This window comes from Mesorhizobium sp. ANAO-SY3R2, from assembly GCF_042466635.1.
Lineage (GTDB): Bacteria > Pseudomonadota > Alphaproteobacteria > Rhizobiales > Rhizobiaceae > Aminobacter.
Genome location: NZ_CP159954.1, coordinates 276503 through 301529, shown reverse-complemented (window position 1 = coordinate 301529; position 25027 = coordinate 276503). Strand labels below are relative to the sequence as shown.

The following is a 25027-nucleotide window of genomic DNA, read 5'->3' as shown; positions in this document are numbered from 1 at the left end:
TTCACAGTCAGCTATCCACTTGCCGCACGTCTCCGGCGGCGCTTGCCGGCAGCAAGCTTCCTTCCAGATCGTCGCGGATGCAGGCCTTGAAATGGCCTGGTGCCACCTCGCGCAGCTCGGGCGTGCTGATCGCGCAGGCATCCAGCGCCCTGGGGCAGCGGGTGCGGAAGACGCAGCCGCTCGGCGGATTGGCCGGGCTCGGGATGTCGCCCTTGAGGATCTGGCGCTCGGCCTTCACGTCGGGGTCGGGCGAGGGGATCGCCGACATCAGTGCTTGCGTGTAGGGATGCTGCGGCCGGGCATAGAGGTCCTCGGCGCTGGCGATCTCCATGATGCGGCCGAGATAGAGCACGATGACGCGGTCGCAGATATACTCGACCACGGCGAGGTCGTGCGAGATGAACAGCATGGTTAGGCCAAGCCGCTGCTGCAACTCGCGCAGAAGGTTCACCACTTGTGCCTGGATCGACACGTCGAGCGCCGAGACCGGCTCGTCGGCGACGATGAATTCGGGGGCAAGCGTCAGCGCCCGGGCGATGCCGATGCGCTGACGTTGGCCGCCTGAGAACTCGTGGGCGTAGCGGTTGATGGCATCGACCGGCAGGTCAACCTGCTCCAACGCCTTCTTGGCCCGCTCCATCCGCTCGGCCCTGGTGCCGATGCCCTGGATCTTCAGGCCCTCGGTCAGGATCTCGCCGATGGTCATGCGCGGCGACAGGCTCGCGAACGGGTCCTGGAAGATATACTGCATGCGCGGCCGCTGGCGCCGCATCTCGCGCGCCGAAAGCCTGGTCAGGTCGGTTCCGTCGAACACCACCTCGCCCGAGGACGGCTCGATCAGCCTGAGTACGGAGCGGCCGATGGTCGTCTTGCCGCTGCCGGACTCGCCGACCAGCCCGACCACTTCGCCCTTGGCGATGTCGAAGGAGATGTTTTCGAGGATCTTCAGCACTGAACCGCGTGTCGCGTAGTGCTTGGCGAGGCCGCGGACGGAGACAAGGGGAGCGTCGGTCATCGGGCAATCTCCTGCCAGCGGATGCATCGGCTCTGGTGGTACTCATCGACGGCGGCGAGGTCGGGCATGGCCGCGCGACAGGCATCAACGACGAAGCCGCAGCGTGGTGCGAAGGCGCAGCCTTGGGGCATGTTGGCGAGGCTCGGCACCATGCCGGGAATGGCGGCGAGTTTTTCGCCGGCACGCTTCATGGCAGTGGCGCTGCCGAGCCGCGGCATCGATTTCAGCAGGCCCAGCGTGTAGGGGTGGCGCGGGTTGCGGAACACCTCGGCGACGGGACCTGCCTCGACGATGCGGCCGGCATACATCACCGCCACGCGATGCGCGATCTCGGCGACGACGCCGAGATTGTGGGTAACGAACAGCATGCCCATGCCGCGTTCGCGCTGCAGCTTGGCCATCAGGTCGAGGATCTGCGCCTGGATGGTGACGTCGAGTGCGGTCGTCGGCTCGTCGGCGATCAGCAGGGTGGGGTCGCAGGCCAGCGCCATGGCGATGGTGGCGCGCTGGCGCATGCCGCCCGACATCTCGTGCGGGTATTGCCTTGCGCGCCGGCGGGCGTCGGGGATGCCGACCCTGTCGAGCAGACTGACCGCCGTTTCGAGCGCCTCGCGCTTGCTGGTGCCGCGATGGACGCGGATCGGCTCGGAGATCTGGTCGCCGATCGTGTAGACGGGGTTGAGGCTGGTCATCGGCTCCTGGAAGACCATGCCGATGTCGTTGCCACGGATCTGGCGCATGTCGTTCTCGTCGAGGCGGACGAGGTCGCGCACGGCACCGTCCTTGCCCCTGAACAGGATGCTGCCTTCCGCGATGGAACCGACCTTGCGCGCCAGCAGCCGCATCACCGACAGGCTGGTCACCGACTTGCCCGAACCCGACTCGCCGACAAGCGCCACCGTTTCGCCCGGGTGGACGACAAGATCGATGCCGTTGACGGCGGCGATCTCACGGCCACGCACCTTGAAGACGGTGCGCAGGCCCCTGATGTCGAGGATGGGTTCGGGGGTCATCGCGGCTCTCTTAGTTGAGCAGGCCGACCGAGCGCAGGATCTCGTCGATCTTGGCTGCCTCGGCGTCGTTGAGCGGCGCGCGCGGGCGGGCCATGACGTTGGTCGAGATGATGCCGAGGCTGCGCATGGCCGTCTTGAAGCCGCCGACGCCGGTGGCGCCGCCGCTGACGCGGCCCGATGCGACCCAGACGATCTCGAACAGGCGGCACAGCCGCTCCTGCTCCTTGCGCGCTGCTTCCCAGTCGCCCTTCTGGGCGTGGTTCCACAGACGGACATAGCCGGCCGGGTCGACATTGGCGAGGCCGGGAACGACGCCGTGTGCGCCCATCTGGAGCGCGTTGTCGACGACGATCTCGGAGCCGGTCATCAGGAATACGTCCTTGTTGCCGGCGAGGTCGCTGAGCGCATAGCGGAAATTGCCGTCGTCGCCGGAGGAATCCTTGAGGCCGATGATGGTGCCTTCCCTGGCCAGCGTCACCACCGTCTGGCGGGACAGCTTGGTGTGCACGCAGACAGGGATGTCATAGGCGATCAGCGGGATGTCGACCGCGTCGCGGATCATGCGGAAATGGTCGATGGTCTCGGCCTGGTTGGTCAGCGTGTAGAAGGGCGCGGTGACGACCACGGCGTCGGCGCCGACTTCCTTGGCGGTGCGGGCATGGCGGATGACGCGGTCGGTGGTCGGGTCGATGACGCCGGCGATAACCGGCACGCGGCCGTTGGCGACCTTCACGGTGTGCTCGAGGATCTTGCGGCGCTCGGCGTCGTCATAGAACACCACTTCGCTGGTCGAACCGAGCGGGAAGAGGCCGTGGCAGCCATTGTCGATCAGGTATTCGAGCACGCGGGTGTAGGAGGCGTAGTCGACCGAGAAATCCTCGTTGAGGGGAGTGACGACGGGAGGGACGACGCCGAAGAACTTTGACATTTTGCTTCTCTTTCAGGGTTCAGTTGAGTTCAGCGCGAGGATCGAAGGCATCCCTCAGACCGTCGCCGATGAAGTTGATGGCCAGCACGGCCAGAACCAGCGCCGCGCCGGGGAACAGCCATTGCCAGGGGAACTGCTCGAGCACCGCCGTCGAGCGCGCCGCGTTCAGCATGTTGCCCCAGCTCGCCGCCGGCGGCGGCACGCCGAGGCCGAGGAAGGACAGGCCGGCCTCGAGCAGGATGGCGTTGGCGACCTGCAGCGTGGCGTAGACGACGAGGATGTCGATCGAGTTGGGCAGGCCGTGGCGGAACAGCAGGTGGCCGAGGCCGGCGCCCATGCCGCGCGAGGCCATGACGAATTCGCGTTCGCGCAGTTCGAGCAGGCGGGCGCGGATCATGCGCGACAGCACCGGCCATGACAGCAGCGAAATCACCACGACGGTCGACCAGATGCCGGAGCCGACGATGGAGGCGAGCACCAGCAGGAAGATGACCGGCGGCAGAGTCATGGCGAGGTCGACGGTGCGCATGGAGATGGCGTCGGCCCAGCGGCCGCCGAAGGCCGAGAGCGCGCCGACGAGGAAGCCGATGGCAGTCGACAGCACCACCGAGGAGACCGCGACCAGCAGCGAGATGCGGCCGCCTTCCAGCGTGCGGGCCAGCACGTCGCGGCCGACGCCGTCGGTGCCGAACCAGTGCTTCCATGACGGCGCAGCATTCATTGCCAGAAGATCGATGTCGTTTGGCTTGTAGGGCAGCCACAGCGAATAGGTCAGCACCGCAAGCAGCATCGGCGCGAGCAGGGCTAGGCCGAAGAGGGCGGCGCGGTTCTGGGCGAAGCGGCTGGCGGCGCGGGCCAGCGGGCCAGGCGACGAGAGGGCGGGAGGGCTCATGTCAGGCCACCTTGATGCGCGGGTCGATGACCGCATAGGCAAGGTCGGTCAGGATGTTGACGACGATGACGCAGGCGCCGATGACCAGCGTCGCGCCCATGATGACGGGGTAGTCGCGGGTCTCGACGGCATTGACCAGCAAAAGGCCCATGCCCGGCCAGTTGAAGACGCTCTCGATGAAGATGGCGCCGCCGACGGCAAGGCCGATGGTCGAGCCAATCAGGGTGACGACCGGCAGCAGCGCGTTGCGCAGGGCGTGCTTGGTGACGACCCAGAATTCCTTGACGCCCTTGGCGCGGGCGGTGCGTACATAGTCCTGGTTCAGCACTTCGAGCATCGAGGCGCGCATGTAGCGCATGATCAGCGCGGCATGGCCGATCGACAGGATCACGGCTGGCAGGATCAGATGGTGCAGCAGGTCGGCGACTGAGAATTCGGTCGCCGGCGTCAGCATGCCGCCCGAAGGCGCCCATTTGAGCCGCACCGAAAAGACATAGAGGCCGAGCAGCGCCGTAAGAAAGGCTGGGCTCGAAATGCCGAGCAGCGCAAAGACGGACAGCGAATAGTCGGGCAGCGAGTTACGGCGCACCGCGCTGACGATGCCGCTGGCGATGCCGATGACGATGGCGATGGCAAGCCCCGCACCCATCAGCAGCAGAGTGGGGCCGATACGGGCGGCAATCAGACCGGCGACGGTCTCGTTGAACCGCTGCAGCGAATGGCCGAGGTTGCCCTGAACTGCCTGCGACAGCCAGGCGAGATACTGCACCGGCAGCGGGCGGTCGAGGCCGAGCTGCGCACGCAGCGCATCCATTGCTTCCTTGGACATGGCGACATTGGGATCGACATAGGCGTCGATCGGGTCGCCGGGCGTCAGCTGCAGCAGGATGAAGATGAGCAGCGTCAGCGCCAGCAGCATGCCGATGCCGATGAGCAGGCGATGGAGACTGTAGCGAAGCATATGGGTTCAGGCCCTTGCGAGGGGAGGCGACCAGACCCCCAGAGAATGTGGGGACGACCACGGATGGTCGCCCCCGTGACGGAGTTGGCCTATTCGGCGATCGACCACTTCTCGGGGTGGGCCTGGTAAGGGCCGCCCGCCGGAGCAGGCGTCCAGACGAAGTCCTTGAGCTTGTTGGAGGCTACGCCGTAGCGGCTTGCCACCCACATCGTGCCCCAGGGCAGGTTGGCGTTGGTCGCCTTGCAGACGTCCTGGTAGCGGGCGTCGCGCTTGGAGGCGTCGGCTTCGCCGAGCGCTGCATCGAGCGCATTGGTCACTTCCGGCATGCGGATGCGCATCAGGTTGGCGCCCGCCGGCGGGATCTGCTTCTCGTTCAGCCCGATATTGATGTTGGAGGCATCGGGGCCGTTCTGCAGGCCGGCATAGATCAGCGGGAACTCGCCGGCATTGCCCGACTGCTGGTAGACGATCGAGTTGTAGGTCGGGGTATCGACGGCGCGCGGCACGATGTTGATGCCGACCTGCGCAAGCATCGCCTGCATCGCTGCCAGCACGTTGGTTGCCAGCGGCGAGGTGTAGTAGGTCAGGATGGTGATCGGCTTGTCGCCGTTGATCTTGTCCCAGCCGGCTTCGGCGAGCAACTGCTTGGCCTTCTCCGGATCGTAGCCATAGGTGTCGATGCCCTGGGGCACCAGCTGGTCGGCGACATAGACGCAGTTCGCAGCCTTGGCAGCACCGCCATAGAGGCTCTGGATGATGGCGTCGCGGTTGATGGCGTGCATGAAGGCCTGGCGGACCTTGAGGTCCTTCCACAGCGGCACTTCCTGGTTGAAGCCGACATAGTTGACGACATAGGAGTCGCCCTCGATGACGTTGAAGGCATTGTCGCCGCTGAAGGTCGAGACGTCGTTTGACTCGACATAGGTGAACTGGATCTCGCCCGAGCGAAGTGCTGCGATGGCGGCGGCGGGGTTGGCGAAGTAGCGGTTGATCAGTTTTTCGGCCGCCGGCTTGCCGCCCCTGAAGTCGGGGTTGGCGGCGAGCTCGACATACTGGTCGGCGACATATTTGGTGAACTTGAACGGGCCGGTGCCAACAGGGGCGGTCGACCACCAGGCGTTCTTGGCGATCTGCTCGGCCGGGATCGCAGCAAGCGCGTGCTCGGGCAGCATCATCAGCTTGGTCAGCGTGTCGAGCATGCTGGCGGTCGGCGCCTTGAGCTTGACCACCACAGTGCGCTCGTCAGGCGTCTCGACGCTTTCGATCGCGCCCAGGCGCGCGGCGAAGACGGAGCCGGCCTTCTCGTTCTTGGCGAGGTCGATGGTGAACTTGACGTCCTTGGAGGTGAAGGGCTTGCCGTCGTGCCATTTGGTGTCGGCGAGCTTGAAGGTGTAGGTCAGCTGATCGGGGCTCGTCTCGAAGGACTCCGCGAGCGCGCCGATCACCGTCTGCAGCTTGTCGTCATAGATCACCAGCGGCTCGAAATAGGTGACCAGCCAGGTGAAGCCGCCGGTCGCGGCGAGCGGGTTGAAATTGCCCTGGAAGCCGCCGGGGCCGACGTCGAAGCCGCCGGTGATGGTGGCGCCCTCGGCGAATGCCGGAGCCGTGGCGGCAACGCCGCCCATCAGCGCCGCCGACAAGGCAAGCGCCGAGATCATGGTCTTGAACTTCATGTAGTCCTCCCACTGGATGAGTTGGTCTTATTATGGGCGATCACGCGGTTGATCCCCTCATAATGCTTGTCGAGCCGGTCCTTTGCCCCGGCGAGATCGCCTGCCTCGACGGCGTCGACGATGGCCGCGTGGTCGCGCCAGGTCTGCATCGGGTCGGCATTGTCGAGATTGACGAAGTCGGAGGCCTTGTAGAAAGCCAGCCAGAACACTTCGAGCAGGCCGAGCAGGACATCGTTGTCCTGGCAGCGGAACAGGAGCTGGTGGAAGTGGCGGTCCTCGTCGGGAAAGCTCTCGCCGCGCTCGGCATGGAACCTCATCTTGTCGACGGTCTCGCGCAATTCGCGGATGTCATCGGGGCCGATCAGTTCGAGGGTCTTGTCGATCAGCCCGACCTCGAGGGTGCGGCGGATGATGATGACTTCCTCGATCTGCTTGAGCGCACCGCCCAGGCCGTAGGCGAGGTTGTCGAGCAGCGGCTCGAAGGAGAACGCCTTGACGAAAACGCCGATGCCGCGCCTGGACTCGAGCACGCCGACCGACTCGAGCGCCTTGATGCCCTCGCGCACCGAGTTGCGGCTGACGCCAAGCTGAACGGCCAGCTCGCCTTCCGGCGGCAACGGTGCGCCGGCGGTGAGGCCGTTGTCATCGATGTAGGACCGCAGGCTTTCCTGCACCGACACGTGCAAGAGCGGCGCTCTCTTCAATGGCTTGATCGACTTCAGTGTCATCTACGTCTCCGGTTGCCTGGGGCTATCCGAAAAACAGCTATCGGTGGCTGATTACCCACTTGTAGGATATCTGTCAATTGGATATTGAAATGCCCACTTGTTGTTCAGTCTCCGCAAAGGGATAGCGCAGATCTCGGGGCGGCCGAAGCGGAGCAATCCGCTATCTGCACTTGCTCCACAGCGTTTGCCGCCGAGGAAAGATGCAAATGGGTTCTGAAGAGACGAGCATCGTCATCGAACGCTGGCCCGACCTGCCTGAAGGCATCAATCGCGGCATCTCCGCTCGCGTCGGCGACACGCTCTTTGTCGGCCTCGGTTCGGCCGGTGCCAGCCTCTACGCGCTCGATCTCAGCGATGCGTCGCGGCAGTGGGCGATCCAGGCGTCTTTTCCGGGACCCGCGCCGAGCGGGGCCGCTTGCGCCGCCTCGGGCGGGCGCCTCTTCGTCTTCGGAGGCGTGGGCAAGACGACGCCCGATGCTGCGACACCCATCGTTTTCGACGCGGTCCATGCCTATGACGCCACCGCCGATGTCTGGGCCGAGATTGACGCACGCACGCCCTGCGGCCTGCTTGGCGCCAAGGCTGCGACGCTCGTCGACGGGCGCATCGTCTTCTTCGGTGGCTACAACAAGCAGGTGTTCGAGGGTTTTGTCGCTGGCCTTTCCGTCCTGGAGAGGGCCGGGGACATCGAAGGGGCAGCACGCTTCACCCGATCGTTCCTCGACAGGGCGCCGGAAGACTATCGCTGGAATGCTGAGGTACTCTGCTACGATCCCGCAGCCAATGTCTGGAGCAGTCTGGGCGCCAGCCCCTGTCTGCCCAATTGCGATGCCGCGTTGGTGGAAACCGCAACCGACAAGCTCATCCTGGCCAGCGGCGAGATCAAGCCGGGCCTGCGCACGCCAGAGGTCAAGGCAGTCGCCGTGGCTGGTGCGGTTGCCAGCTGGCAACAGCTCGCGCCATTGCCCACACCACCAAGCGAGGCCGTTCAGGAAGGCGTCGCCGGTGCCTTTGCTGGGACGCTCGGAGAAAAGGTCATCGTAGCGGGCGGCACAAATTTCGTCGGCGCGTGGGCCAACGCTGCGAACGGAAAATGGTATGCGCATGAGGGGCTGACGAAAGGCTGGCGCACGGAGATCTATGCGCTCGGCGAGGGCGGCTGGTCGATTGCCGGCCAATTGCCTGAAGGGCTGGGCTATGGCGCAAGCTTTTCGCTGGCGGAAGGTGTTTTGCTCGTTGGCGGCGAGGACGGCCAGGGCGCCTCGCGCGCCGAAGTGTTTTGCCTGAGGCCGCGCGCCTAGCCTGTCTCAGCCGGCGGCGGCCTGAACCACTGTCACCGCGATCATGTGAAAAGCGTCGTCGGCGCTGCAGCCGCGCGAAAGATCATTGGCCGGCTTGGCGAGGCCCTGCAGGATCGGGCCGATGGCGTCCGCCCCGCCGATGCGCTGGGCGATCTTGTAGCCGATATTGGCGGCGTCGAGATTGGGGAAGACAAAGACGTTTGCTTCGCCATGCAGCGCCGAGTTCGGAGCCTTGGCGGCGCTGACCGCCTCGACGAAGGCAGTGTCGAACTGCAGTTCCCCATCAATGACGAGTTCTGGGTCGGCGGCGCGCGCCAGCCGCGTTGCCTCGACCACCTTGGAGACGCGCTCGTGCGCGGCACTTCCGTTGGTCGAAAACGACAGCATCGCCACCTTGGCGGGCGCACCTGCCAGCGCCTCGTAGGAGCGCGCCGACATGCGGGCGATGTCGGCGAGGCCCGCAGCATCCGGATCGACCACCAGCCCACAATCGGCGAAGACGAAGGCGCCCTTCTTCACATGATGCGGTTGGCACAGCATCATCAGGAAGAAGCTCGAGACCAAACCTGCATCAGGCGCCCGGCCGATGCATTGGAGCGCGGCTCGCATCGTGTCGGCGGTCGTGGCGACCGCGCCGCCGACCGTGCCGTCGGCATGGCCCTCGCGCACCATCATGGCGGCGAAGACCAGCGGCGAGCGCAGCGCCTCGGCTGCCGCAGCTTCATCGACGCCCTTGGCCTTGCGCATGTCGTGATAGGCGCCAGCCAGCCTGGCCGTCAGCGGCGACGTGGCCGGATCCTCGACGCGTAGATCCGCCGGCGTGGCGCCGGCCTCGACCAGCCGCTGCGCTACGACGTCGCTGCGGCCGACCAGGGTGATCGTGGCGATGCCCTCCTGCGTCGCGCGCAGCGCTGCCGCGACGATGCGTTGGTCCTCGCCTTCGGCCAGCACGATGTGCTTCGGCCTCTGCCTGGCGGTTGCGATGATGCGCTCGAGCGGTTTCATCGGGCGTGCCCCCCCAAAAAAAAGAGATGTTCGCGGCCAGCCTGATGCCTCGCATCCGGGCCGGCCGCGTATGCTCGCTAAGCGCGCTTCTGCGGGCGCATGTCGGCGCGGTCGATGCCGGCTACCGGCACCGGCTTCTTCATGGCGTCGCGGCGGAACGGCTCGCCGAGTTCCTGGTTGAGGACGACCTCGACGAAGGTGGTGATGCCCTTGGCCTGGTCGTCGAGCGCCTTGGCCAGCGCTTCGGTCAGCTTGGCCGGCGTATCGACCACCACCCCCTTCAGCCCGCAGCCCTCGGCCACCTTGGCGTAGCTGAGGTTGGGGTTGAGTTCGGTGCCGACGAAGTTGTTGTCGTACCAGAGCGTGGTGTTGCGCTTTTCGGCACCCCACTGGTAGTTGCGGAAGATCACCATGGTGATCGCCGGCCAGCCCTTGCGGCCGATCGCGCCCATCTCGTTCATCGAGATGCCGAAGGCGCCGTCGCCGGCAAAGCCCACCACCGGCACGTCGGGGCGGCCGATCTTGGCGCCGACGATCGAGGGGAAACCGTAGCCGCAGGGTCCGAACATGCCGGGCGCGAGATATTTGCGGCCCTGCTCGAAGCTCGGATATGCGTTGCCGATGGCGCAGTTGTTGCCGATGTCGGTGGAGATGATGGCTTCCTTGGGCAGTGCCGCCTGGATCGCTCGCCAGGCCTGGCGCGGCGACATGCGGTCAGCCTCGCGCTTGCGCGCCGAGGCATTCCACTCGGTGCCCGGATCGTCGTCCTCGTGGTCCATCGACGACAGCTGCTGCAGCCAGGCCGAGCGTGTCTGGTGGACGGTCGCCTTGCGCTCCTCGCGGCCCGCATTGCCGGCCGAGGGTGACAGTTGCGCGAGGATCTGGCTGGCCACCTGCTTGGCGTCGCCGCAGATGCCGACCGAGACCTTCTTGGTCAGGCCGATACGGTCGGCATTGATGTCGACCTGGATGATGGCGGCATCCTTCGGCCAGTAGTCGATGCCGTAGCCCGGCAGGGTCGAGAACGGGTTGAGGCGGGTGCCGAGCGCCAGCACGACGTCGGCCTTGGCGATCAGTTCCATCGCCGCCTTCGAACCGTTATAGCCGAGCGGGCCGGCGGCGAGGCGATGGCTGCCGGGGAAGGCGTCATTGTGCTGGTAGCCGCAACACACCGGCGCGTCGAGCCGCTCTGCCAGCGCTATCGACTCGCCAATCGCCCCGCCAATGACGACGCCCGCACCGTTGAGGATGACGGGGAATTTTGCCTCCGACAGCAGCCGCGCCGCTTCGGTGATGGCCTGCGGCCCGCCGGCCGGGCGCTCGAAGCGGACGATGCGCGGCAGCTCGATGTCGATGACCTGGGTCCAGAAATCGCGCGGGATGTTGATCTGCGCGGGCGCGCAGCCGCGCCAGGCCTTCTCGATCACCCGGTTGAGCACCTCGGCGATGCGCGAGGGGTCGCGCACCTCTTCCTGGTAGCAGACCATCTCCTCGAACATCGCCATCTGGTCGACTTCCTGGAAGCCGCCCTGGCCGATGGTCTTGTTGGCCGCCTGCGGGGTGACCATCAAAAGCGGCGTGTGGTTCCAGTAGGCGGTCTTCATGGCGGTGATGAAGCCGGTGACGCCTGGACCGTTCTGGCCGATGGCCATCGACATCGTGCCGGTCGCCCGACTGAAGCCGTCGGCCATCATGCCGGCATTGGTCTCATGCGCGCAGTCCCAGAAGCTGATGCCGGCTTTCGGAAACAGGTCGGAGACCGGCATCATGGCCGAGCCGATGATGCCGAATGCATGCTCGATGCCATGCATCTGGAGGACTTTCACGAACGCCTCTTCGGTCGTCATCTTCATGGTCTTGTTCCTTTCAATCTTGGGTCGGGGGTCCGGCTTCGGAAGGCCTAAGTCTTTGAAGTTGCGCATCGTGCTTGCCGAAAATCGAACCCGATTTTCGGGCCGATGCGCTAGAGAACTTCGTCCTTGAGGTAGTACCAGCGGTACATGCCCCACTGGCCGAGGCGCCTGAACGGGGTCAGCATGCCGTGGCTGGGCAGCGGCGAGGTGAAGATCGGCAGGTCGAGGCTGCCGCCCTTGCCGGCGATCATCTGGGCGGCGCGGCGGCCGGCCTGGGCCGAATACATGACGCCGTTGCCGCCATAGCCCATGGCGTAGAACAGTTGCTGCTTCGGGTCGGGCCGGACAATTCGCGGCATCATGTCGTGGCTGACATCGACCCAGCCCCACCAGGAATAGTCGACTTCGATGCCGCGCAGGATCGGGAACTTGCGGTACAGCCCTTCGAGCAAAAGGTTGAGATGCTTCGGGTTGACCGCGTCGCGGCCGGTGATGGCGCTGCGGCTGCCGATCTGCACGCGGCCATCAGGCATCATGCGGTAGTAGTGGCGCAGCGTGCGTGTGTCGGTCAGCGGGATCAGCGTCCTGAAGTTCAGCGCTTCGCGCTCGGCCGCAGTCAGCGGCCGGGTGACGATCGAGTTGGACAGGATCGGCATCAGTCGGTGCCTGGTCAGTCCGTGCAGGCCGGGTGAAGTGTAGCCGGCGGTGGCAAAGCAGACGGCGCGGGCGCGCACCACACCGCCCGGCGTGCGCAGATGGTGGACGCCGCCCTTCAAGTCGCACTCCAGAACCGGGCTCGACGTGTGCACCTTGGCGCCGAGCTTGCGCGCCAGCTTGAGATAGCCGAAGGCGAGCTTGGCGGCATGTATGCTCATGCCGTCGGGCTCGTACATGGCGCCCCGGGCTTCCTCGTCGCGAACGAAATCCCGATGGATCTTGTCACGTCCGAGGATGCGCGTGCCGTAGCCGAACACCTCGTTGAGCAGGCGCGACTCCTTTTCCAGCGCCGGCATCATCTTGTCTCGATGGGCGATGTAGAGGTGGCCGCCGTCTTGCGGGTCGCAGTCGATCTCGGGCTCGCGGATGAGTTCGCGGAACAGGTCGAAGCCCTCTGATATCTCGGCATGCAGCTTCTTGGCGACATCGACGCCCCAGCGTTCGATCCACTGCGAGCGCTTGAGCCGGCCGGCGGAAATCTGCGCCTGGCCGCCGTTGCGCGTGGAGCAGCCCCAGGCGACGCCGTTGGCCTCCAGCACGGTCGCCTTGATGCCGTGTTCCCTCGCCAGATGGATGGCGCAGGACAGGCCGGTGTAGCCGGAGCCGACAATCGCGACATCGACATCGATGTCCTGCGTCACCGGGCCGTCGTCCCCGGGCGGGGTGCCGGCCGTGGCGATCCAGTAGGTCGGCGAATAGTCCTTGCCGTCGCCCGGATTTGGCGCGTGCACCGGATCGTATGCCGGGTCGAAGGGCTTACGCTGGGCCGTTGGCCGTGTGAGCTGGTGTTCCATCCCCTTGTCCTCCTGAGCCGAGCTCAGCTCCTTGTCGGTGCCGCGATCAGCGGCCGGTTCTTGCGGAATGCCTGCTTGCGCACGATCTTGCCGTCGCGCAGCGTGAACAGGTCGCAGCCCTCGGCCTCGACGCGGCTGCCGTCGGCATTGGTGCCGGAGAAGGTCCATTCCGAGACGGCGCGGTCGCCCTGGACGAAATGGCCGTGATGGGCCCAATGCGCGTCCGGCATCGCTTTCCAGACGCTGCTGAAGGCGGTGGCGATGGCCTCGCTCCCTTCGAAGCGTGTCCCGTGCACTTCCGGGCCGCCGACCGCGTTGAAGATGCAGTCTTCGGCGAAGAAGCGCATGATCCCGTCGATGTCGTGCCGATTGAAGGCATCGAACAGGCTGGCAAGGTCATCGGCGGTCAGCGGCATTTCGTGGTCCTCGTGTCTCTGCGGCGCAGCCTCGTGGGCATGGCTTCACCGTGGCCGGGCAAGCCGGCCGATTGGTCTGCATTTCTATGCGGGGGAGGGCGGGGCCTCAGCCGGGCGGCGAAGTCGCCAGGTGTACGAGCGCTGCCATCAGACCTTGCCCTTCCAGGGGATCAGTGCCTTTTCGAGGTAGCGGATCATCAGGTCGAAGGCGAAGGCGAAGACGCCGATGACGATGATGCCCATGATGACAGTGTCGCTGGCGAGGTATTCGGCGGCGTTGAGCACCATGAAGCCGAGGCCCCGGTGGGCGGCGACCATTTCGGCCGCGACCAGCGTGGTCCAGCCGACGCCGATGCCGATGCGCATGCCGGTGAAGATCTCGGGCAGTGCTGCCTTCATGATCACCTGGGTGATGACCTGCGTGCGGGTGGCGCCCATCGCATAGGCGGCGTGGATCTGTTCGGTCGACACCGAGCGCACGCCGGCGCGGGCGGCGATCGCCATCGGCGCGAAGATCGCCAGATAGATCAGGAAGACCTTCGGGAACTCGCCGATGCCGAGCCAGATGATGATCAGCGGCAGGTAGGCGAGCGGCGGCAGCGGCCGGTAGAACTCGATGATCGGATCGAACAGGCCGCGCACGACCCGGTTGACGCCCATCAATATGCCGATCGGCACGGCGGTGACCAGCGCCAGGAAGAAGGCGCCGAGCACGCGGCCAAGGCTCGCCAGCGTATGCTGGGTCAGCGTCGAGTTGGAGACGCCCTCGGTCATGGCGACTAAGAACTTGCTCCAGACCAGAAGCGGCGAGGGCAGGAACAGCGGCCGGACCCAGCCCATCTCGGTGATCAGCAGCCAGAGGCCGAAAAGCACGAGCGCGGTGATCAGGCTGATGTGGCCGCTCATGCCCTCGCCGGGCGCACCGTAAATCTTGCCGGGGCGGACGGACTTTGCCTTGGAGATGCGCTCAAGCATGGAGGAGTTCCGGGTTGCCGGACTGACGCTCGTCGCCATAGATGATGCCGAGGATCTGTTCGCGCATGTCGATGAAATCGCGGCTGGATTTGATTGCACGGGCGTTGCCCTCTTCCAGGAAACGGCGGTTGAAATCGAGCTCGTAGGTGTGGGTGATGCGGCCCGGCCTCGGCGACATGACGATCAGCCGCGAGCCGAGGAATAGCGCTTCCTCGACACTGTGGGTGATGAAGAAGAACATCTTGTTGGTGAGCTGCCAGACCTTCAACAGCAACTCCTGGATGGTCTCGCGGGTCAGTGCGTCAAGCGCCGCCATCGGCTCGTCCATCAAAAGCATGGCCGGGTCGCAGGTCAGTGCCCTGGCGATGCCGACGCGCTGCTGCATGCCGCCCGACAAATGGTAGATCATGTGGCGGTGGAAATCCTGCAGCCCGACCAGCGCAAGGTTCTTCGTCGCCACTTCGCGCCTCGTGGCCTTGTTCACGCCGCGCAGCTTGAGGCCGAATTCAGTGTTATCGATGACGTTGAGCCAGGGCAGCAGCGCATGCTTCTGGAACACCACGCCCCGGTCGGCGCCCGGGCCGGTGACACGGCGGCCGCCCAGCGTGATGTCGCCGGCGGTCGGCGCCATGAAACCCGCCATCAGGTTGAGCAGCGTGGTCTTGCCACAGCCGGAGGCACCGAGAGCGACGACGAAATCGCCGCTGTTGATCTCGAGGTTGACGCCCTTGAGCGCGATCACCGCCTGGTCGGAATAAAGACCCGGATAGGTCAGGCTGACATTGCTGACGTTGAGGCTTTCCATTGTGTCGGCCCTTTCGAAGGAACTACAGTCGAATGGTGAAAGGGTGCCGCCGGCGCGACGAGGCCGGCCGGCGGCTCGTCCGATGCTACTTGGATGCCTCCTTCGCGTAGCTGCTGTTGACGAAGGGCGCGTAGTCGTCGAGCGCCTTGTCGATCTGCTTCTGGGCGACGAGGAACTTGGCGCTTTCACTGAGCGCACGGGTCGCACCACCGCCCAGCCAGGTGTCGGAGGCCTGTTCGTCGGCATTCGGGAACGACAGCATGTTGAGCGCCTCGACCGCGCCCGCGCCGTCGCCGCCGATCATCTTGACGATGCCCTGGACCTGCGGCGAGTCAGCCGTCCAGGCAGCCTTGTTCTTGTTGTAGTCGGCATAGGCATCGGCCAGCACCTTGGTGAAGGCGGCCATGAACTTCGGGTTCTCGGCGGCCCACTTCTTGTCGACGACGAGGCCGTCGAACGTCGGCACCGAGGCTGCGCCGATGGTTTCGGAGTCGGCGATCACCTTGCCGTTCTTGAGCAGTTCGGTGAGCGCCGGCGGCCAGACATAGGCGGCGTCGATGTCGCCGCGCTGCCAGGCAGCGATGATCTGCGGCGGCTTCATGTTGAGGATGTTGACCTCGCGCGGGTCGACCTTCCAGACCTGCTCGAGACCGACGAGCAGATGGAAGTGCGAGGTCGACACGAAGGGCACGCCGACATTCTTGCCCTTGAGGTCCTCGGGCTTCTCGATACCCGAACCGTTGCGGACGGCGAGCGCCTCGGACTTGCCGATATTGTCGAGGATCCAGAACAGTTCCAGATCGACGCCGCGGGTGGCGGCGGCGGTGGTGCCGGTCGAGCCGATGACGCCGATCGGAACGTTGCCCGAAGCAAGCGCGGTCGAGATGTCGCCGCCCGAGCTGAACTGGCGCCAGTCGATGGTGTAGCCGGCTTCCTTGGCGGCGGCGTCGAAGCGGCCGTCGGCGATCGCCGTGACGAACGGGCCGACGATCTGCTGGTAGCCGACCACGACCGATGTCTCGGCATAGGCAAGGCACGAGGTGAACAGGCCGGCCGCGATGGTCGCGGCGCCTGCCAGATGCTTGAAATGCTTAAAGTGTATCATCGTTACCCTCTTGTTTTGTTAGCCACCGGTTGTTCCGGGTACTTGCCGGCTTTGGTGCCGGTCTTGGTTCTGTCTGAAATGGATAAGTGAGTGCGACGGATTGCCTTATATCCAGATTGGAAGTTGAATGACTCCAGTTGCAGTTGGCGGACCCGCACCCATGGCCCAACCGACCGTTTCAGAGACGAATTTCTTTCTCGACCGGGCGAGCCGGATCGGGCTTCAGGCGCAAATCCGCGAGATCGTCGTCTCGGCGGTGCTGTCGGGCCGGCTGCATCCGGGGGCTCAGCTGCCGTCGACACGCAAGCTTGCCGACTATCTCAACATCTCCCGCATCACGGTGACGCTGGCCTATCAGGAACTGGCCTCGCAAGGTTACGTCGAAGCCGTCAGCCGCAGTGCCTACCGGGTTGCCGGCAATCCGCCGACGAGCGTGCTCGAGACAGCCGCGCCGCAAGCCGGGACGGATGTCGTCGACTGGTCGTCGAAACTGCGTTCGACCTTCATCGTCGCCAAGCAGATGCGCAAGCCGCTCGACTGGCGGCGTTATCCCTATCCCTTCCTCTACGGGCAGATGGATACCTCGCTGTTCGACCTGAGTGCCTGGCGCGACAGTGCGCGACGGGCCTTGGCGCGCGAGGATTTCGAGCTGATGGCCGGCGATTTCGCCGCTGCCGACGATGTGCTGCTGGTCAACTATATCTGCTCGCGCACGCTGCCGAGCCGGGGCATCCGCGCCACGCCGGACGAGATCCTGGTGACCGTGGGCGCCCAGAATGCGTTGTGGATCGTCACCCAATTACTGCTCAGCCGGGGTGCGCATGCCGTCTGCGAAAACCCGTGCCATCCCGACATGAGTGCGTCGCTGAAGCTGAGCGGGGCGCAGGTGACCGCCGTCGACGTCGACAAGGAGGGCCTGCCGCCCGAGGCGCTGCCGCAGAAGGTCGACGCCGTCTTCGTCACGCCCAGCCACCATTCCCCGACGGGCGCGACCATGCCCGTCGAACGCCGGGCCCGGCTGTTGGAAGCAGCCGCCTCGAACGACTTCATCATCGTCGAGGACGACTACGAGTTCGAGATGAGCTTTCTCGCGCCGCCGTCGCCGGCGCTGAAGGCCTTCGACCGCAGCGGGCGGGTGTTCTACATCGGCAGTTTTTCCAAGTCTCTGTTTCCGGGGTTGCGGCTCGGCTATCTCGTCGCCCCCGCACCTGTCATCCGCGAGGCGCGCGCGTTGCGCGCCTTGATGCTGCGCCATCCGCCCGGGCATCTGCAACGGACGGCCGCCTATTTCCTGGCGCTCGGTCACCATGACGCGGTGCTGCACCGCATGCGCAGCGAGTATCACAAGCGCCACATCGTCATGGCCGAGGCTCTGCGGCGCGAGGGCTTTACCATTGCCGGCTCGTCGGCCTTCGGCGGCACCTCGTTCTGGATCGAGGGGCCCGAAGGGCTCGACGCCGACCTGCTCATGAATGAACTGAGGCAGGATGGCGTGCTGATCGAAACCGGCTCGCCGTTCTTTCCGGCCGATGACGGGCCCTGCCGGTTCTTCCGCATGGGCTATTCGTCGATCCCGCGCAGCCGCATCGACGAGGGCATTTCGCGCACCGCCGCCCGTATCGAGCGGCTGATGGCCTGCTGAGCCGAAGCGACGGCCCTGACTTCGGGCACGTTGCCAGCTTCTGTCTTGTTCGCGACCGCCCTTTGGGCTACTAAGCCCCTGCACTGGACGACCAGTGCCTTGTACGTTTCGGGGACGGCCCCATCGAAAAACGATGGCGCCGATAACTTGTCAGACCGAACGTATCTAACCTTCACCAATAGCGAAAACGTTGCGGGCCTGCGCTTGGCGGGCCGTCGCGGCTTCCAGTTCATGGGCCATGACTACACACGGCACCCGGATTTGTTTCCGGGGCGCGCGCTTTCGCATCTGCAAACGAGCCAAACGGAGAGGCGCTGTGGCGGGACCAATAGAGCAATTTGAAATCAAGCCGATCTTTACCCTCTTCGAGTTTGCTGGGCACGAAATCGCTTTCACCAATTCGGCGGCCCATATGGTCGGTGCGGCGGCACTTGGGGGCGTGCTCCTGCTGCTCTCGATGCGTGCACCTTCGCTGGTGCCGACCCGGCTCCAATCGATCACCGAACTGATCCACGAGTTCGTGTCGAAGACCTTGCGTGACAACGCCGGCGAAGCCGGCATGCGGTTTTTCCCGCTGGTCTTTTCGCTGTTCGTCTTCATCCTGATTGCCAATCTCGTGGGGATGTTCCCCTATGCGTTCACGGTAACCAGCCACGTCATCGTGACTTTCTCGTTCGCGCTGTTGGTATTTGGCACGGTGACGCTCTACGGCATCTGGAAGAATGGTCTTGGTTTCTTCCGCCTGTTCCTGCCGCAGGGCGTGCCGCTGATCCTGGCGCCGATCATCGTGCCGATCGAAATAGTCTCGTATATTTCGCGCCCGATCAGCCATTCGGTGCGTCTCTTCGCGGTCATGCTGGCCGGCCACATCACGCTCAAGGTCTTCGCCGGCTTTGTCGTGAGCATGGCAGGGTTTGGCACAATCGGTATTGCTGCGGCCATCCTGCCATTGGCGATGACGGTTGCGCTCACTGCCCTGGAACTGCTGATGGCGGTGATCCAGGCCTACATCTTCACCATGCTCACCTGCATGTATCTCAACGACGCCATCCATCCGGGGCATTGATCGCTCGCTTGGCGCCCATTTGCCGTGACCGAAAGGATCAATCGCGCCGGGATCGCTTTCCGGCGCGCCGTTCGAGATAGGCGGTGGTCTGCAGCGCGATCAGGATCAGCACGGCGCCGATGACGATGCGCGTGTCGGGCACTTCGCCGAAGAAGATGTAGCCGGCGGCAGTGGTGACGACGATCGACAGATAGCCGATGGGGGCGAGCACGCTCGCTTCGGCCAGCCGGTACGCGCGCAGGAAGCAATATTGCCCCGCCTGGGCCAAAAAGCCGATGCCGAGCAGCGGAATCCAGTCGAAGGTTTTTACCGGCTGCCAGACAAAGATGGCGGGCACGGCGGTGATGACGGCGAGGCCGACGGTGTAGAACACCATCATGACGGTGGTGTTTTCGTCGCGCAGCATGCGCGTCTGGATGATCGCCAGCGAGCCGAAGACGACGGTGCCGAACACTGCGAGCAGGCCGAGATTCCACTCGACGCCGCCCGGCGCCAGCATCACCATGACGCCGGCGAAGGCGAGGACCGCCCCCACCCAGCGCAGCCGTGACACTGTTTCGCCCAGGAAGGCGACCGCCATCGCCATGGTGATCAGTGGCCGCGAAAAGCTCAGGGCGTTGACGACGGCCAGCGGCACCATGGTGTAGGCGAGGAACTGGCTGGTCAGCGCAATGGCGTTGCAGCTGACGCGCGAGACGTTCTTCCACGGATGCTTGGTGTGGCGGATCTGGCGGCGATGGCGCCAGATCAGCGGCAGGATGAACATCAGCCCGATCAGCGAACGAATGAAGACCAGCTGGAAGGCCGGGTAGACCATGCCCTGCGCCTTGACGAGCGCCGTCATGCCGCCGGCGACCAGCAGCATGTCGGCGAGCACCCAGACGATGCCCTCGCGGTTGGCCTTGTGCCGCTCCTCGACCGCCGGGAGCGGCACCGCGATTTCAGGCTGGCTGGACAAGGTTGGCCATCAGTCGGAACGCCCCCGGCACCAGCTTGTCGAGCTGGTGGTGGAGCACGAGCGAGGTGTGGGTGTGGCGGCCCTTGCCGATCGCCGCCGATACCAGTGCGCCGGTCAGCGGCTGTTCGTTGACGTCGTGCATAGACAGCAGCGGCTCATAGGCTTCGTCCCAGCGCGCGGCGAAATAGAGCCCGCGCTCCTTATCCCAGCCGGACCAGTCCTGCGGGCCGATCTTGTTTGGCCCATCGAGCAGGACGTGGTCCGGCGCCAGCACCGTGACCTCGGCGGCGGGATCCGTTACGCGCCAGCGTAAGGACGGCGAGCCGATATCGAGTCTTCTCGGCGGCGTCGCCAGTGGATTCCAACCGTCGGTCGGGCGGTGGTAAAGGGTGACGAGATGACCACCTGCCTCGACAAAGCGGTGCAGCTTCTCCGTGGCGGCGGCGAGGTCCTTGCGGATGCCGAAGGCGAAGATGCCGACGACGATGGTGGTGAACTGGCTGAGGTCGCCGGCGAGCGCTCTGGCGTCCAGTTCGGTGACGTCCAGGCCCATACGCGACAGCCAAAGCCCGACACGGTCGGCGCCACCGCCGACATAGCCGACGCGTGCACCTTGCGGCAGCTTGAGGTCGAGCGTCAGCACGCGCAGCGTCTCGGGCTGGCGGTGCGTGACGCGGCCGATATGCGGATAGGCGATGGGCGTCAGCCGCAGCGCCGGCCGGCCACCGACCAGCGGCGTGATGGTCGCAAGGCCTGTGGCCAGAGTTGCGGGCGCACGGACGATCTGGCCGGCCTCTGTCTGGGCCAGCGACCAGCCGCCATCCATGCCGAGGGACACGGGCGCATCCTTGCCGGCGAGGCTGGTCTTGACCGGCCATTCGCGGCGGTTGCCGTCGAGCGGCACCACCAGCGCCTCGGGCTCCATGACGACCGAGCTTGCCGGCAGGACCGCGAAGGCCTCCTCGAAATCGAAGGTGGCGCGGGCGGTGTGGCCGTCGAACGTTGCGGAGACGATGACATGGGCGTCGCCATTGCCGCCCAGTGCCGACCATGCCGGTGGATAGAGCCCGGAATAGGCGGCGTCACCGGCGGCGGTGACGGCAAAGCTGCGCCTGCTGCCGGTTCGGCTGTCGGCCACCGCACTGATGCCAGCGGGCAGGACCGGTTCGATGGCGACCGAGCGGGCCTCACTGCCGGGTGCGAGGTCTACCGACAGCTTGGCGGTTTCGCCCGGAGACAAGGTGGCGGGAGAAAGCATCGCGCGGTCGAAGATGCCGGCGGCCTCGATAAGTGCGGCGTCGATCTCTCTCGCCTTGCGCTCCAGCCGGTGGCGATGAAGTTCGAGGAATGCCGGCGAGGCGCTCGCTCGGGCGGTCGCGAGCTGGCGCGCGGCGTCGGTGAGGGCTGCGATGATCGCATCGCTGGCGGGGAAGGCGGCAATGGCGCGGTCGATGGCGGCACCTGCCGCGGCAAGCGCCTGCGCGGCATCGCCGGCAATGTCCTTCGATGCGGCCAGGTCGGCGAGCGAAGCCGACAGGCCGTCGAGCACCGAGGTCTCGTTGCGGGTGCCATCAGTGGCGAGCAGCAGGTGCAGCGGCCAACGCGTGTCGGCCAGTTCGGGCCAGTGCCCCATGCCCTGCGAGGCGTGGTAGTAGCGCGACCATTCGCCGATCCGGTCATATTCGACGCCCGTCGCCGGCTCGCGGCCGGGCGCGTCGACAATGACGGTCGCATCGGGTGGCGGCACTTCGTCGTCATAGGTGTCGCCGCCGCCCGACCATGCCGGCAAGTAGTATTTCTCCACCTGCCAGGGGCTCAAGCCCTCCTGGAAATGCTCCGGAAAGGCTTGTGGATCGGCGGCAAGCCGGATCGCCTTTTCGGCGGCTCGGGTCATGGCGCGGTGGTGGCCATGCTGGCCGGGAACGTCGAGGAAGGTCGGGATGACGATATCCGGCCGCTCGGCGCGATAGGCGCGCACCAGCCGCTCGACGGTGCGCATCTCGCCCCAGCGGTCGAAGGTCTGGTCGCCGTCCTTGGAGAAGCCGAAGTCGTGGACCGGGTCTTCTGGGCCATGGCCGAGCCAATGGACGTCCGAATCGAGTGCGCGGGCGGCCTCTTCCATCTCGCGCGTGCGCATCATGCCGAGTACGCCCAAGCGCTCGGGCCCGAGCGCGTTCTGTCCGCCTTCGCCGCGCGTCGAGCAGGCGACGATGACGCGCATGCCAAGACCAAGGCGGAAATAGGCGAGCATGCCACTCTGCTCGTCGTCAGGATGGGCGCCGGTGTTCATCATGGTGACGGTGGATTTCAGCCGGCTAAGCGCCCGGTGAAGCCTGATGAGCGACGGAATTGATTTCTGTCTCTCGATGCGTTCGCGGGCAGTAAGCATGCTGTTCCTCCGGTATGCGTCTTGTACGGGCAACTATTCGGTTGGCAGGTCGGCCGAGGTTTCGAGCTTCGGCGTCAGCGCCTCGAAGAGCGGCAGTGCCGCAGCCCCGAGGGCGGCGGTGTATTGGCCGGTCTGGCCGCGCAACACGCGTGGCAGCGCGCGTGTCCTGCGGCTGGCCACCGAGATTGGCAGCGGCCCCATGCGGGCGATCAGTTCGTCGATGATGGCGTCGGGCAGGGTTCCGCCGAGAATCACCGTCTCGGGGTCGACGATGTTCTCGATCATCGCGATCATCGGCGCGAGATAGGTCGCGGTCTCCCCCATCCATTCGAGCAGCACCGGATGGCGCTCGGCGTGGAGGTAAGAGAGGTCGTATTCGGTGATGCCTGCGTCCAGAAGCTTTTCACGCAGGGCATGCAACGAGGCGTAGCGTTCGAGGCAGCCATGCTGACCGCAAGGACAGGCCTTGCCATGGGGAGCCACGACGACATGGCCGATCTCGCCGGCATTGCCGAAGGCGCCGCGGAAGGGGGTGCCGTCCTGGATCATGCCGAGGCCGACGCCGGCGCCGAAATAGATCATGCAGAAGCTGGAGATCGAATGTCCGGCGCCGAACAGGCGCTCGCCGACGGCCGCCGCCGTGGCGTCGTTTTCCACAGCTACAGGTTCGCCGCAGGCTTCGCTGAGCAGGGCGGCCGCGTCGATGTCGGCCCAGCCCGGCAAGGTCGTCGGGCCGACTGAGGTCATGCCCTCGATCTCGAACGGGCCGGGCATGACGACGCCGATGCCGAGCAGCCGCGAACTGAACTTGGCGCGCACCGCGTCGAGCTCGGCGCGCAGATAGGCGGCGACCTGCCCGGGGCTGGTGTCGCTCACCGGCATGATGCGCCGCGAGCGCGGCTGGCCGGCGAGGTCGAGGACCGTCGACACCATGTGGTCGGAGGCCACTTCTATGCCCATGGTCATGGCGCCATCGGGGTTGACGGCGAACTGGATCGGCGGCTGGCCGCGACCGGAGCGTAGCCGCCCCGTCTGCATCAACAGGTTTTCGCTGACCAGTTCGTCGACGATGTTGGCGATGGCCTGGGCGGTCAGGTGGGTGAGGCGGGCGATGTGCATGCGTCCGAGCGAGCCGTGACGGCGGACGACATCGAGCACGACGCGACGGTTGTGATCGCGGCTCCGTTCCGGATTCTTGCCCAACGTTACCTGATGCGTGCTGCCTGGCTGAAACGCCATTTCGCTCATCCTGCTCTTCTTCGCAAAATTGATAACGTGGAAGCGCGGAGCGCGGCAATAGATTAATTCAACTAAATTATCTTATTGACAAATGGCCGGCGGCAAGTGAGCGTAGCGATCGGTATGCGGCCAGGTTCCGCAGCTCGTGGCGCCGGCATTGTCGGGGTTTGCTCGCTGTAGTGCGTGTGCCACGTCGAGGAGAGCGGTCCGGATCTCGGTTGCGTGCGAGGTCCCGGTCCAAGGGGATGATAACGGCCCGAGGCCCGGTCTGCCCGGCGGGTCAAATTGGAGGTTCATATGCGCAAGGCAACTTTGTTCGCCGGACTGATCGCCGGGTTGAGCACACTGGCAATCAACGCGGCCCAGGCCGTCGAGATCGAGTACTGGCAGTATGTCTTCGACAGCCGCGTCAAGGCGATGGACCAGCTGATCGACAATTTCCAGAAGGCCAACCCTGACATCACCGTCAAGCACACGACCTTCCCCTATGCCGACTACCAGACCCGTGTGATCGCGGCCAAGATGGGCGGGCAGGGCCCCGACGTGATGCAGCTGTTCTATGGCTGGCTCGACAAGTTCGTCGCCGGCGGCCTGCTGCAGCCGCTGCCAACCGACGCCTTCCCGCACGACAAGATCGAAAGCGAGTTCTTCCCGATCGTCAGCGCCATGAAGCGCGGCGACGACTATTACGGCCTGCCGACGGCGGTTCGCTCGCTGGCTGTGTTCTACAACAAGAAGCTGTTCACCGAGGCCGGCCTCGACCCGGCCAACCCTCCGAAGACGCTGGACGAGTTCGTTGCGGCTGCCGAAAAGCTCACCAAGCGTGACGCCGCCGGAAACCTCGTCGTCGCTGGTTCGACGCTCGACATGGCTGGCCAGGATCACCAGTGGTGGCGTGAAGTGCTGATCCGCCAATTCGGCGGCGAGCCCTACACCGATGGCGACCGCAAGGTGGCCTACAACACCGAGGCTGGCGAAAAGGCGCTGAAGTTCTACACCGACCTGCAGCTCGAGAAGAAGATCGGCCAGGCCAGCTTCATGGACGAAGGCCAGGCAGCCTTCCGCGCCGGCATGGCTGGCATGACCATCGACGGTACCTTCCGCCTTGGTGCGTTCAAGTCGATCGAGGGCTTCGAATGGGGCGTGACCGAGCTTCCGGCCAATGCCGAAGGCATGCGCTCGAACTATGCCAGCTACTTCGCCAACGGCATCAGTTCGAAGACCGAGGGTGAAAAGCTCGAAGCGTCCAAGAAGTTCCTGGCCTACATCTCGTCGCCTGAGGCGATGGACATCTGGCTGAAGACGGTCGGCGAGCTGCCGGCACGCCGTTCTGCCGCGATGACCGACGCCAACCTTGCCGACCCGATCTATGGTCCGTTCTTGAAGGGTCTGGAATACGCCCACACCACCATGTTCGTGGACGAAGCCGCCCAGCGCCAGAACACCATCGATATGACCAACCGCATCCTGCTGGAAGGCAAGTCGGTGAAGGAAGCGCTCGCTCAGGGCGCCGAGGCCGAGCAGGCGATCATCGACGGCGCGGCCAAGTAAG

Annotated in this window: 21 protein-coding genes; 4 read left to right on the top strand and 17 right to left on the bottom strand. The window is 65.2% G+C overall.

Going from position 1 to position 25027, the window contains the following annotated elements:
• Positions 1–7: 7 nt before the first annotated feature.
• From ABSY17_RS04210 to ABSY17_RS04180, 7 genes are all read right to left on the bottom strand, one after another.
• Entirely contained in the window at positions 8–1015 is a 1008-nt protein-coding gene (locus ABSY17_RS04210; RefSeq protein ID WP_378941941.1) for an ABC transporter ATP-binding protein, read from the bottom strand.
• Complete coding sequence (locus ABSY17_RS04205) at positions 1012–2028, bottom strand: ABC transporter ATP-binding protein (protein ID WP_378941938.1); 1017 nt, start codon at positions 2026–2028, stop codon at positions 1012–1014. Before ABSY17_RS04205 ends, ABSY17_RS04210 begins: the two co-directional genes overlap by 4 nt.
• Positions 2029–2038: 10 nt before the next feature.
• On the bottom strand, positions 2039–2956 hold the full coding sequence (locus ABSY17_RS04200; RefSeq protein WP_378941936.1) for a dihydrodipicolinate synthase family protein: 918 nt from the start codon (positions 2954–2956) through the stop codon (positions 2039–2041).
• A gap of 19 nt (positions 2957–2975) precedes the next feature.
• Entirely contained in the window at positions 2976–3884 is a 909-nt protein-coding gene (locus tag ABSY17_RS04195) for an ABC transporter permease (protein ID WP_378941933.1), read from the bottom strand.
• Positions 3850–4809 carry an ABC transporter permease gene (locus ABSY17_RS04190; protein WP_378941931.1) on the bottom strand — a complete coding sequence of 320 codons (960 nt, stop codon included), beginning with the start codon at positions 4807–4809 and terminating at the stop codon, positions 3850–3852. Before ABSY17_RS04190 ends, ABSY17_RS04195 begins: the two co-directional genes overlap by 35 nt.
• Positions 4810–4898: 89 nt before the next feature.
• On the bottom strand, positions 4899–6482 hold the full coding sequence (locus tag ABSY17_RS04185) for an ABC transporter substrate-binding protein (RefSeq protein WP_378941929.1): 1584 nt from the start codon (positions 6480–6482) through the stop codon (positions 4899–4901).
• Positions 6479–7210 (bottom strand): FadR/GntR family transcriptional regulator, encoded by a 732-nt coding sequence (locus ABSY17_RS04180; protein WP_378941927.1) that lies wholly within the window; start codon positions 7208–7210, stop codon positions 6479–6481. Before ABSY17_RS04180 ends, ABSY17_RS04185 begins: the two co-directional genes overlap by 4 nt.
• A gap of 206 nt (positions 7211–7416) precedes the next feature.
• On the opposite strand from ABSY17_RS04180, the gene ABSY17_RS04175 reads away from it, so the two are divergent.
• Positions 7417–8511, top strand: a complete 1095-nt coding sequence (locus tag ABSY17_RS04175) for a YjhT family mutarotase (RefSeq protein WP_378941924.1) — start codon at positions 7417–7419, stop codon at positions 8509–8511.
• Between the two features lie 6 nt (positions 8512–8517).
• On the opposite strand, the gene pta is transcribed toward ABSY17_RS04175, so the two are convergent.
• The 7 genes from pta to tauA form a co-directional block, all read right to left on the bottom strand.
• Entirely contained in the window at positions 8518–9516 is a 999-nt protein-coding gene (gene pta / locus ABSY17_RS04170) for a phosphate acetyltransferase (RefSeq protein ID WP_378941922.1), read from the bottom strand.
• 77 nt (positions 9517–9593) lie between these two features.
• Positions 9594–11369: a sulfoacetaldehyde acetyltransferase gene (gene xsc / locus ABSY17_RS04165; RefSeq protein ID WP_378941919.1), complete on the bottom strand. Its 1776-nt coding sequence runs from the start codon at positions 11367–11369 to the stop codon at positions 9594–9596.
• A gap of 110 nt (positions 11370–11479) precedes the next feature.
• On the bottom strand, positions 11480–12880 hold the full coding sequence (locus tag ABSY17_RS04160) for an FAD-dependent oxidoreductase (RefSeq protein ID WP_378941917.1): 1401 nt from the start codon (positions 12878–12880) through the stop codon (positions 11480–11482).
• 23 nt (positions 12881–12903) lie between these two features.
• Positions 12904–13290, bottom strand: a complete 387-nt coding sequence (locus ABSY17_RS04155) for a nuclear transport factor 2 family protein (protein ID WP_378942563.1) — start codon at positions 13288–13290, stop codon at positions 12904–12906.
• A 153-nt stretch (positions 13291–13443) separates the two neighbouring features.
• Positions 13444–14271: an ABC transporter permease subunit gene (locus ABSY17_RS04150; RefSeq protein WP_378941914.1), complete on the bottom strand. Its 828-nt coding sequence runs from the start codon at positions 14269–14271 to the stop codon at positions 13444–13446.
• Positions 14264–15076 carry a taurine ABC transporter ATP-binding protein gene (locus ABSY17_RS04145; protein WP_378941912.1) on the bottom strand — a complete coding sequence of 271 codons (813 nt, stop codon included), beginning with the start codon at positions 15074–15076 and terminating at the stop codon, positions 14264–14266. The genes ABSY17_RS04150 and ABSY17_RS04145 overlap by 8 nt, the downstream gene beginning before the upstream one ends.
• 85 nt (positions 15077–15161) lie before the next feature.
• On the bottom strand, positions 15162–16181 hold the full coding sequence (gene tauA / locus ABSY17_RS04140; protein ID WP_378941909.1) for a taurine ABC transporter substrate-binding protein: 1020 nt from the start codon (positions 16179–16181) through the stop codon (positions 15162–15164).
• A gap of 160 nt (positions 16182–16341) precedes the next feature.
• Between tauA and ABSY17_RS04135 the strand changes: the two genes are divergently transcribed.
• Together ABSY17_RS04135 and ABSY17_RS04130 are read left to right on the top strand one after the other, a co-directional pair.
• A complete protein-coding gene (locus ABSY17_RS04135) occupies positions 16342–17823 on the top strand; it encodes a PLP-dependent aminotransferase family protein (protein ID WP_378942560.1) in 1482 nt (493 codons plus the stop codon).
• Between the two features lie 316 nt (positions 17824–18139).
• On the top strand, positions 18140–18889 hold the full coding sequence (locus ABSY17_RS04130) for a F0F1 ATP synthase subunit A (protein ID WP_378941906.1): 750 nt from the start codon (positions 18140–18142) through the stop codon (positions 18887–18889).
• A gap of 37 nt (positions 18890–18926) precedes the next feature.
• Here the strand turns inward: ABSY17_RS04130 and ABSY17_RS04125 are convergent, their stop codons facing one another.
• The 3 genes from ABSY17_RS04125 to ABSY17_RS04115 all read right to left on the bottom strand — a co-directional run bounded on the left by ABSY17_RS04125 (position 18927) and on the right by ABSY17_RS04115 (position 23475).
• On the bottom strand, positions 18927–19754 hold the full coding sequence (locus ABSY17_RS04125; protein WP_378942558.1) for a DMT family transporter: 828 nt from the start codon (positions 19752–19754) through the stop codon (positions 18927–18929).
• Between the two features lie 76 nt (positions 19755–19830).
• Entirely contained in the window at positions 19831–22236 is a 2406-nt protein-coding gene (locus ABSY17_RS04120) for a PIG-L family deacetylase (protein ID WP_378941904.1), read from the bottom strand.
• Between the two features lie 33 nt (positions 22237–22269).
• Entirely contained in the window at positions 22270–23475 is a 1206-nt protein-coding gene (locus ABSY17_RS04115) for an ROK family protein (RefSeq protein WP_378941902.1), read from the bottom strand.
• 297 nt (positions 23476–23772) lie between these two features.
• Here ABSY17_RS04115 and ABSY17_RS04110 point away from each other — a divergent pair, with 297 nt between their 5' ends.
• Entirely contained in the window at positions 23773–25026 is a 1254-nt protein-coding gene (locus ABSY17_RS04110; protein ID WP_378941899.1) for an extracellular solute-binding protein, read from the top strand.
• Position 25027 lies beyond the last annotated feature (1 nt).

Bases quoted from the DNA above. Each gene is read 5' to 3' on its own strand.
- ABSY17_RS04125 (WP_378942558.1), bottom strand. From the start codon at position 19,754: ATGCTGCTGGTCGCCGGCGGCATGACGGCGCTCGTCAAGGCGCAGGGC.
- ABSY17_RS04175 (WP_378941924.1), top strand. From the start codon at position 7,417: ATGGGTTCTGAAGAGACGAGCATCGTCATCGAACGCTGGCCCGACCTG.
- ABSY17_RS04160 (WP_378941917.1), bottom strand. From the start codon at position 12,880: ATGGAACACCAGCTCACACGGCCAACGGCCCAGCGTAAGCCCTTCGAC.
- ABSY17_RS04195 (WP_378941933.1), bottom strand. From the start codon at position 3,884: ATGCGGTCATCGACCCGCGCATCAAGGTGGCCTGACATGAGCCCTCCC.
- ABSY17_RS04120 (WP_378941904.1), bottom strand. From the start codon at position 22,236: ATGCTTACTGCCCGCGAACGCATCGAGAGACAGAAATCAATTCCGTCG.
- ABSY17_RS04200 (WP_378941936.1), bottom strand. From the start codon at position 2,956: ATGTCAAAGTTCTTCGGCGTCGTCCCTCCCGTCGTCACTCCCCTCAAC.
- ABSY17_RS04135 (WP_378942560.1), top strand. From the start codon at position 16,342: ATGGCCCAACCGACCGTTTCAGAGACGAATTTCTTTCTCGACCGGGCG.
- ABSY17_RS04180 (WP_378941927.1), bottom strand. From the start codon at position 7,210: ATGACACTGAAGTCGATCAAGCCATTGAAGAGAGCGCCGCTCTTGCAC.
- tauA (WP_378941909.1), bottom strand. From the start codon at position 16,181: ATGATACACTTTAAGCATTTCAAGCATCTGGCAGGCGCCGCGACCATC.
- ABSY17_RS04185 (WP_378941929.1), bottom strand. From the start codon at position 6,482: ATGAAGTTCAAGACCATGATCTCGGCGCTTGCCTTGTCGGCGGCGCTG.
- ABSY17_RS04205 (WP_378941938.1), bottom strand. From the start codon at position 2,028: ATGACCCCCGAACCCATCCTCGACATCAGGGGCCTGCGCACCGTCTTC.
- ABSY17_RS04190 (WP_378941931.1), bottom strand. From the start codon at position 4,809: ATGCTTCGCTACAGTCTCCATCGCCTGCTCATCGGCATCGGCATGCTG.
- pta (WP_378941922.1), bottom strand. From the start codon at position 9,516: ATGAAACCGCTCGAGCGCATCATCGCAACCGCCAGGCAGAGGCCGAAG.
- ABSY17_RS04115 (WP_378941902.1), bottom strand. From the start codon at position 23,475: ATGGCGTTTCAGCCAGGCAGCACGCATCAGGTAACGTTGGGCAAGAAT.
- ABSY17_RS04210 (WP_378941941.1), bottom strand. From the start codon at position 1,015: ATGACCGACGCTCCCCTTGTCTCCGTCCGCGGCCTCGCCAAGCACTAC.
- ABSY17_RS04145 (WP_378941912.1), bottom strand. From the start codon at position 15,076: ATGGAAAGCCTCAACGTCAGCAATGTCAGCCTGACCTATCCGGGTCTT.
- xsc (WP_378941919.1), bottom strand. From the start codon at position 11,369: ATGAAGATGACGACCGAAGAGGCGTTCGTGAAAGTCCTCCAGATGCAT.
- ABSY17_RS04150 (WP_378941914.1), bottom strand. From the start codon at position 14,271: ATGCTTGAGCGCATCTCCAAGGCAAAGTCCGTCCGCCCCGGCAAGATT.
- ABSY17_RS04110 (WP_378941899.1), top strand. From the start codon at position 23,773: ATGCGCAAGGCAACTTTGTTCGCCGGACTGATCGCCGGGTTGAGCACA.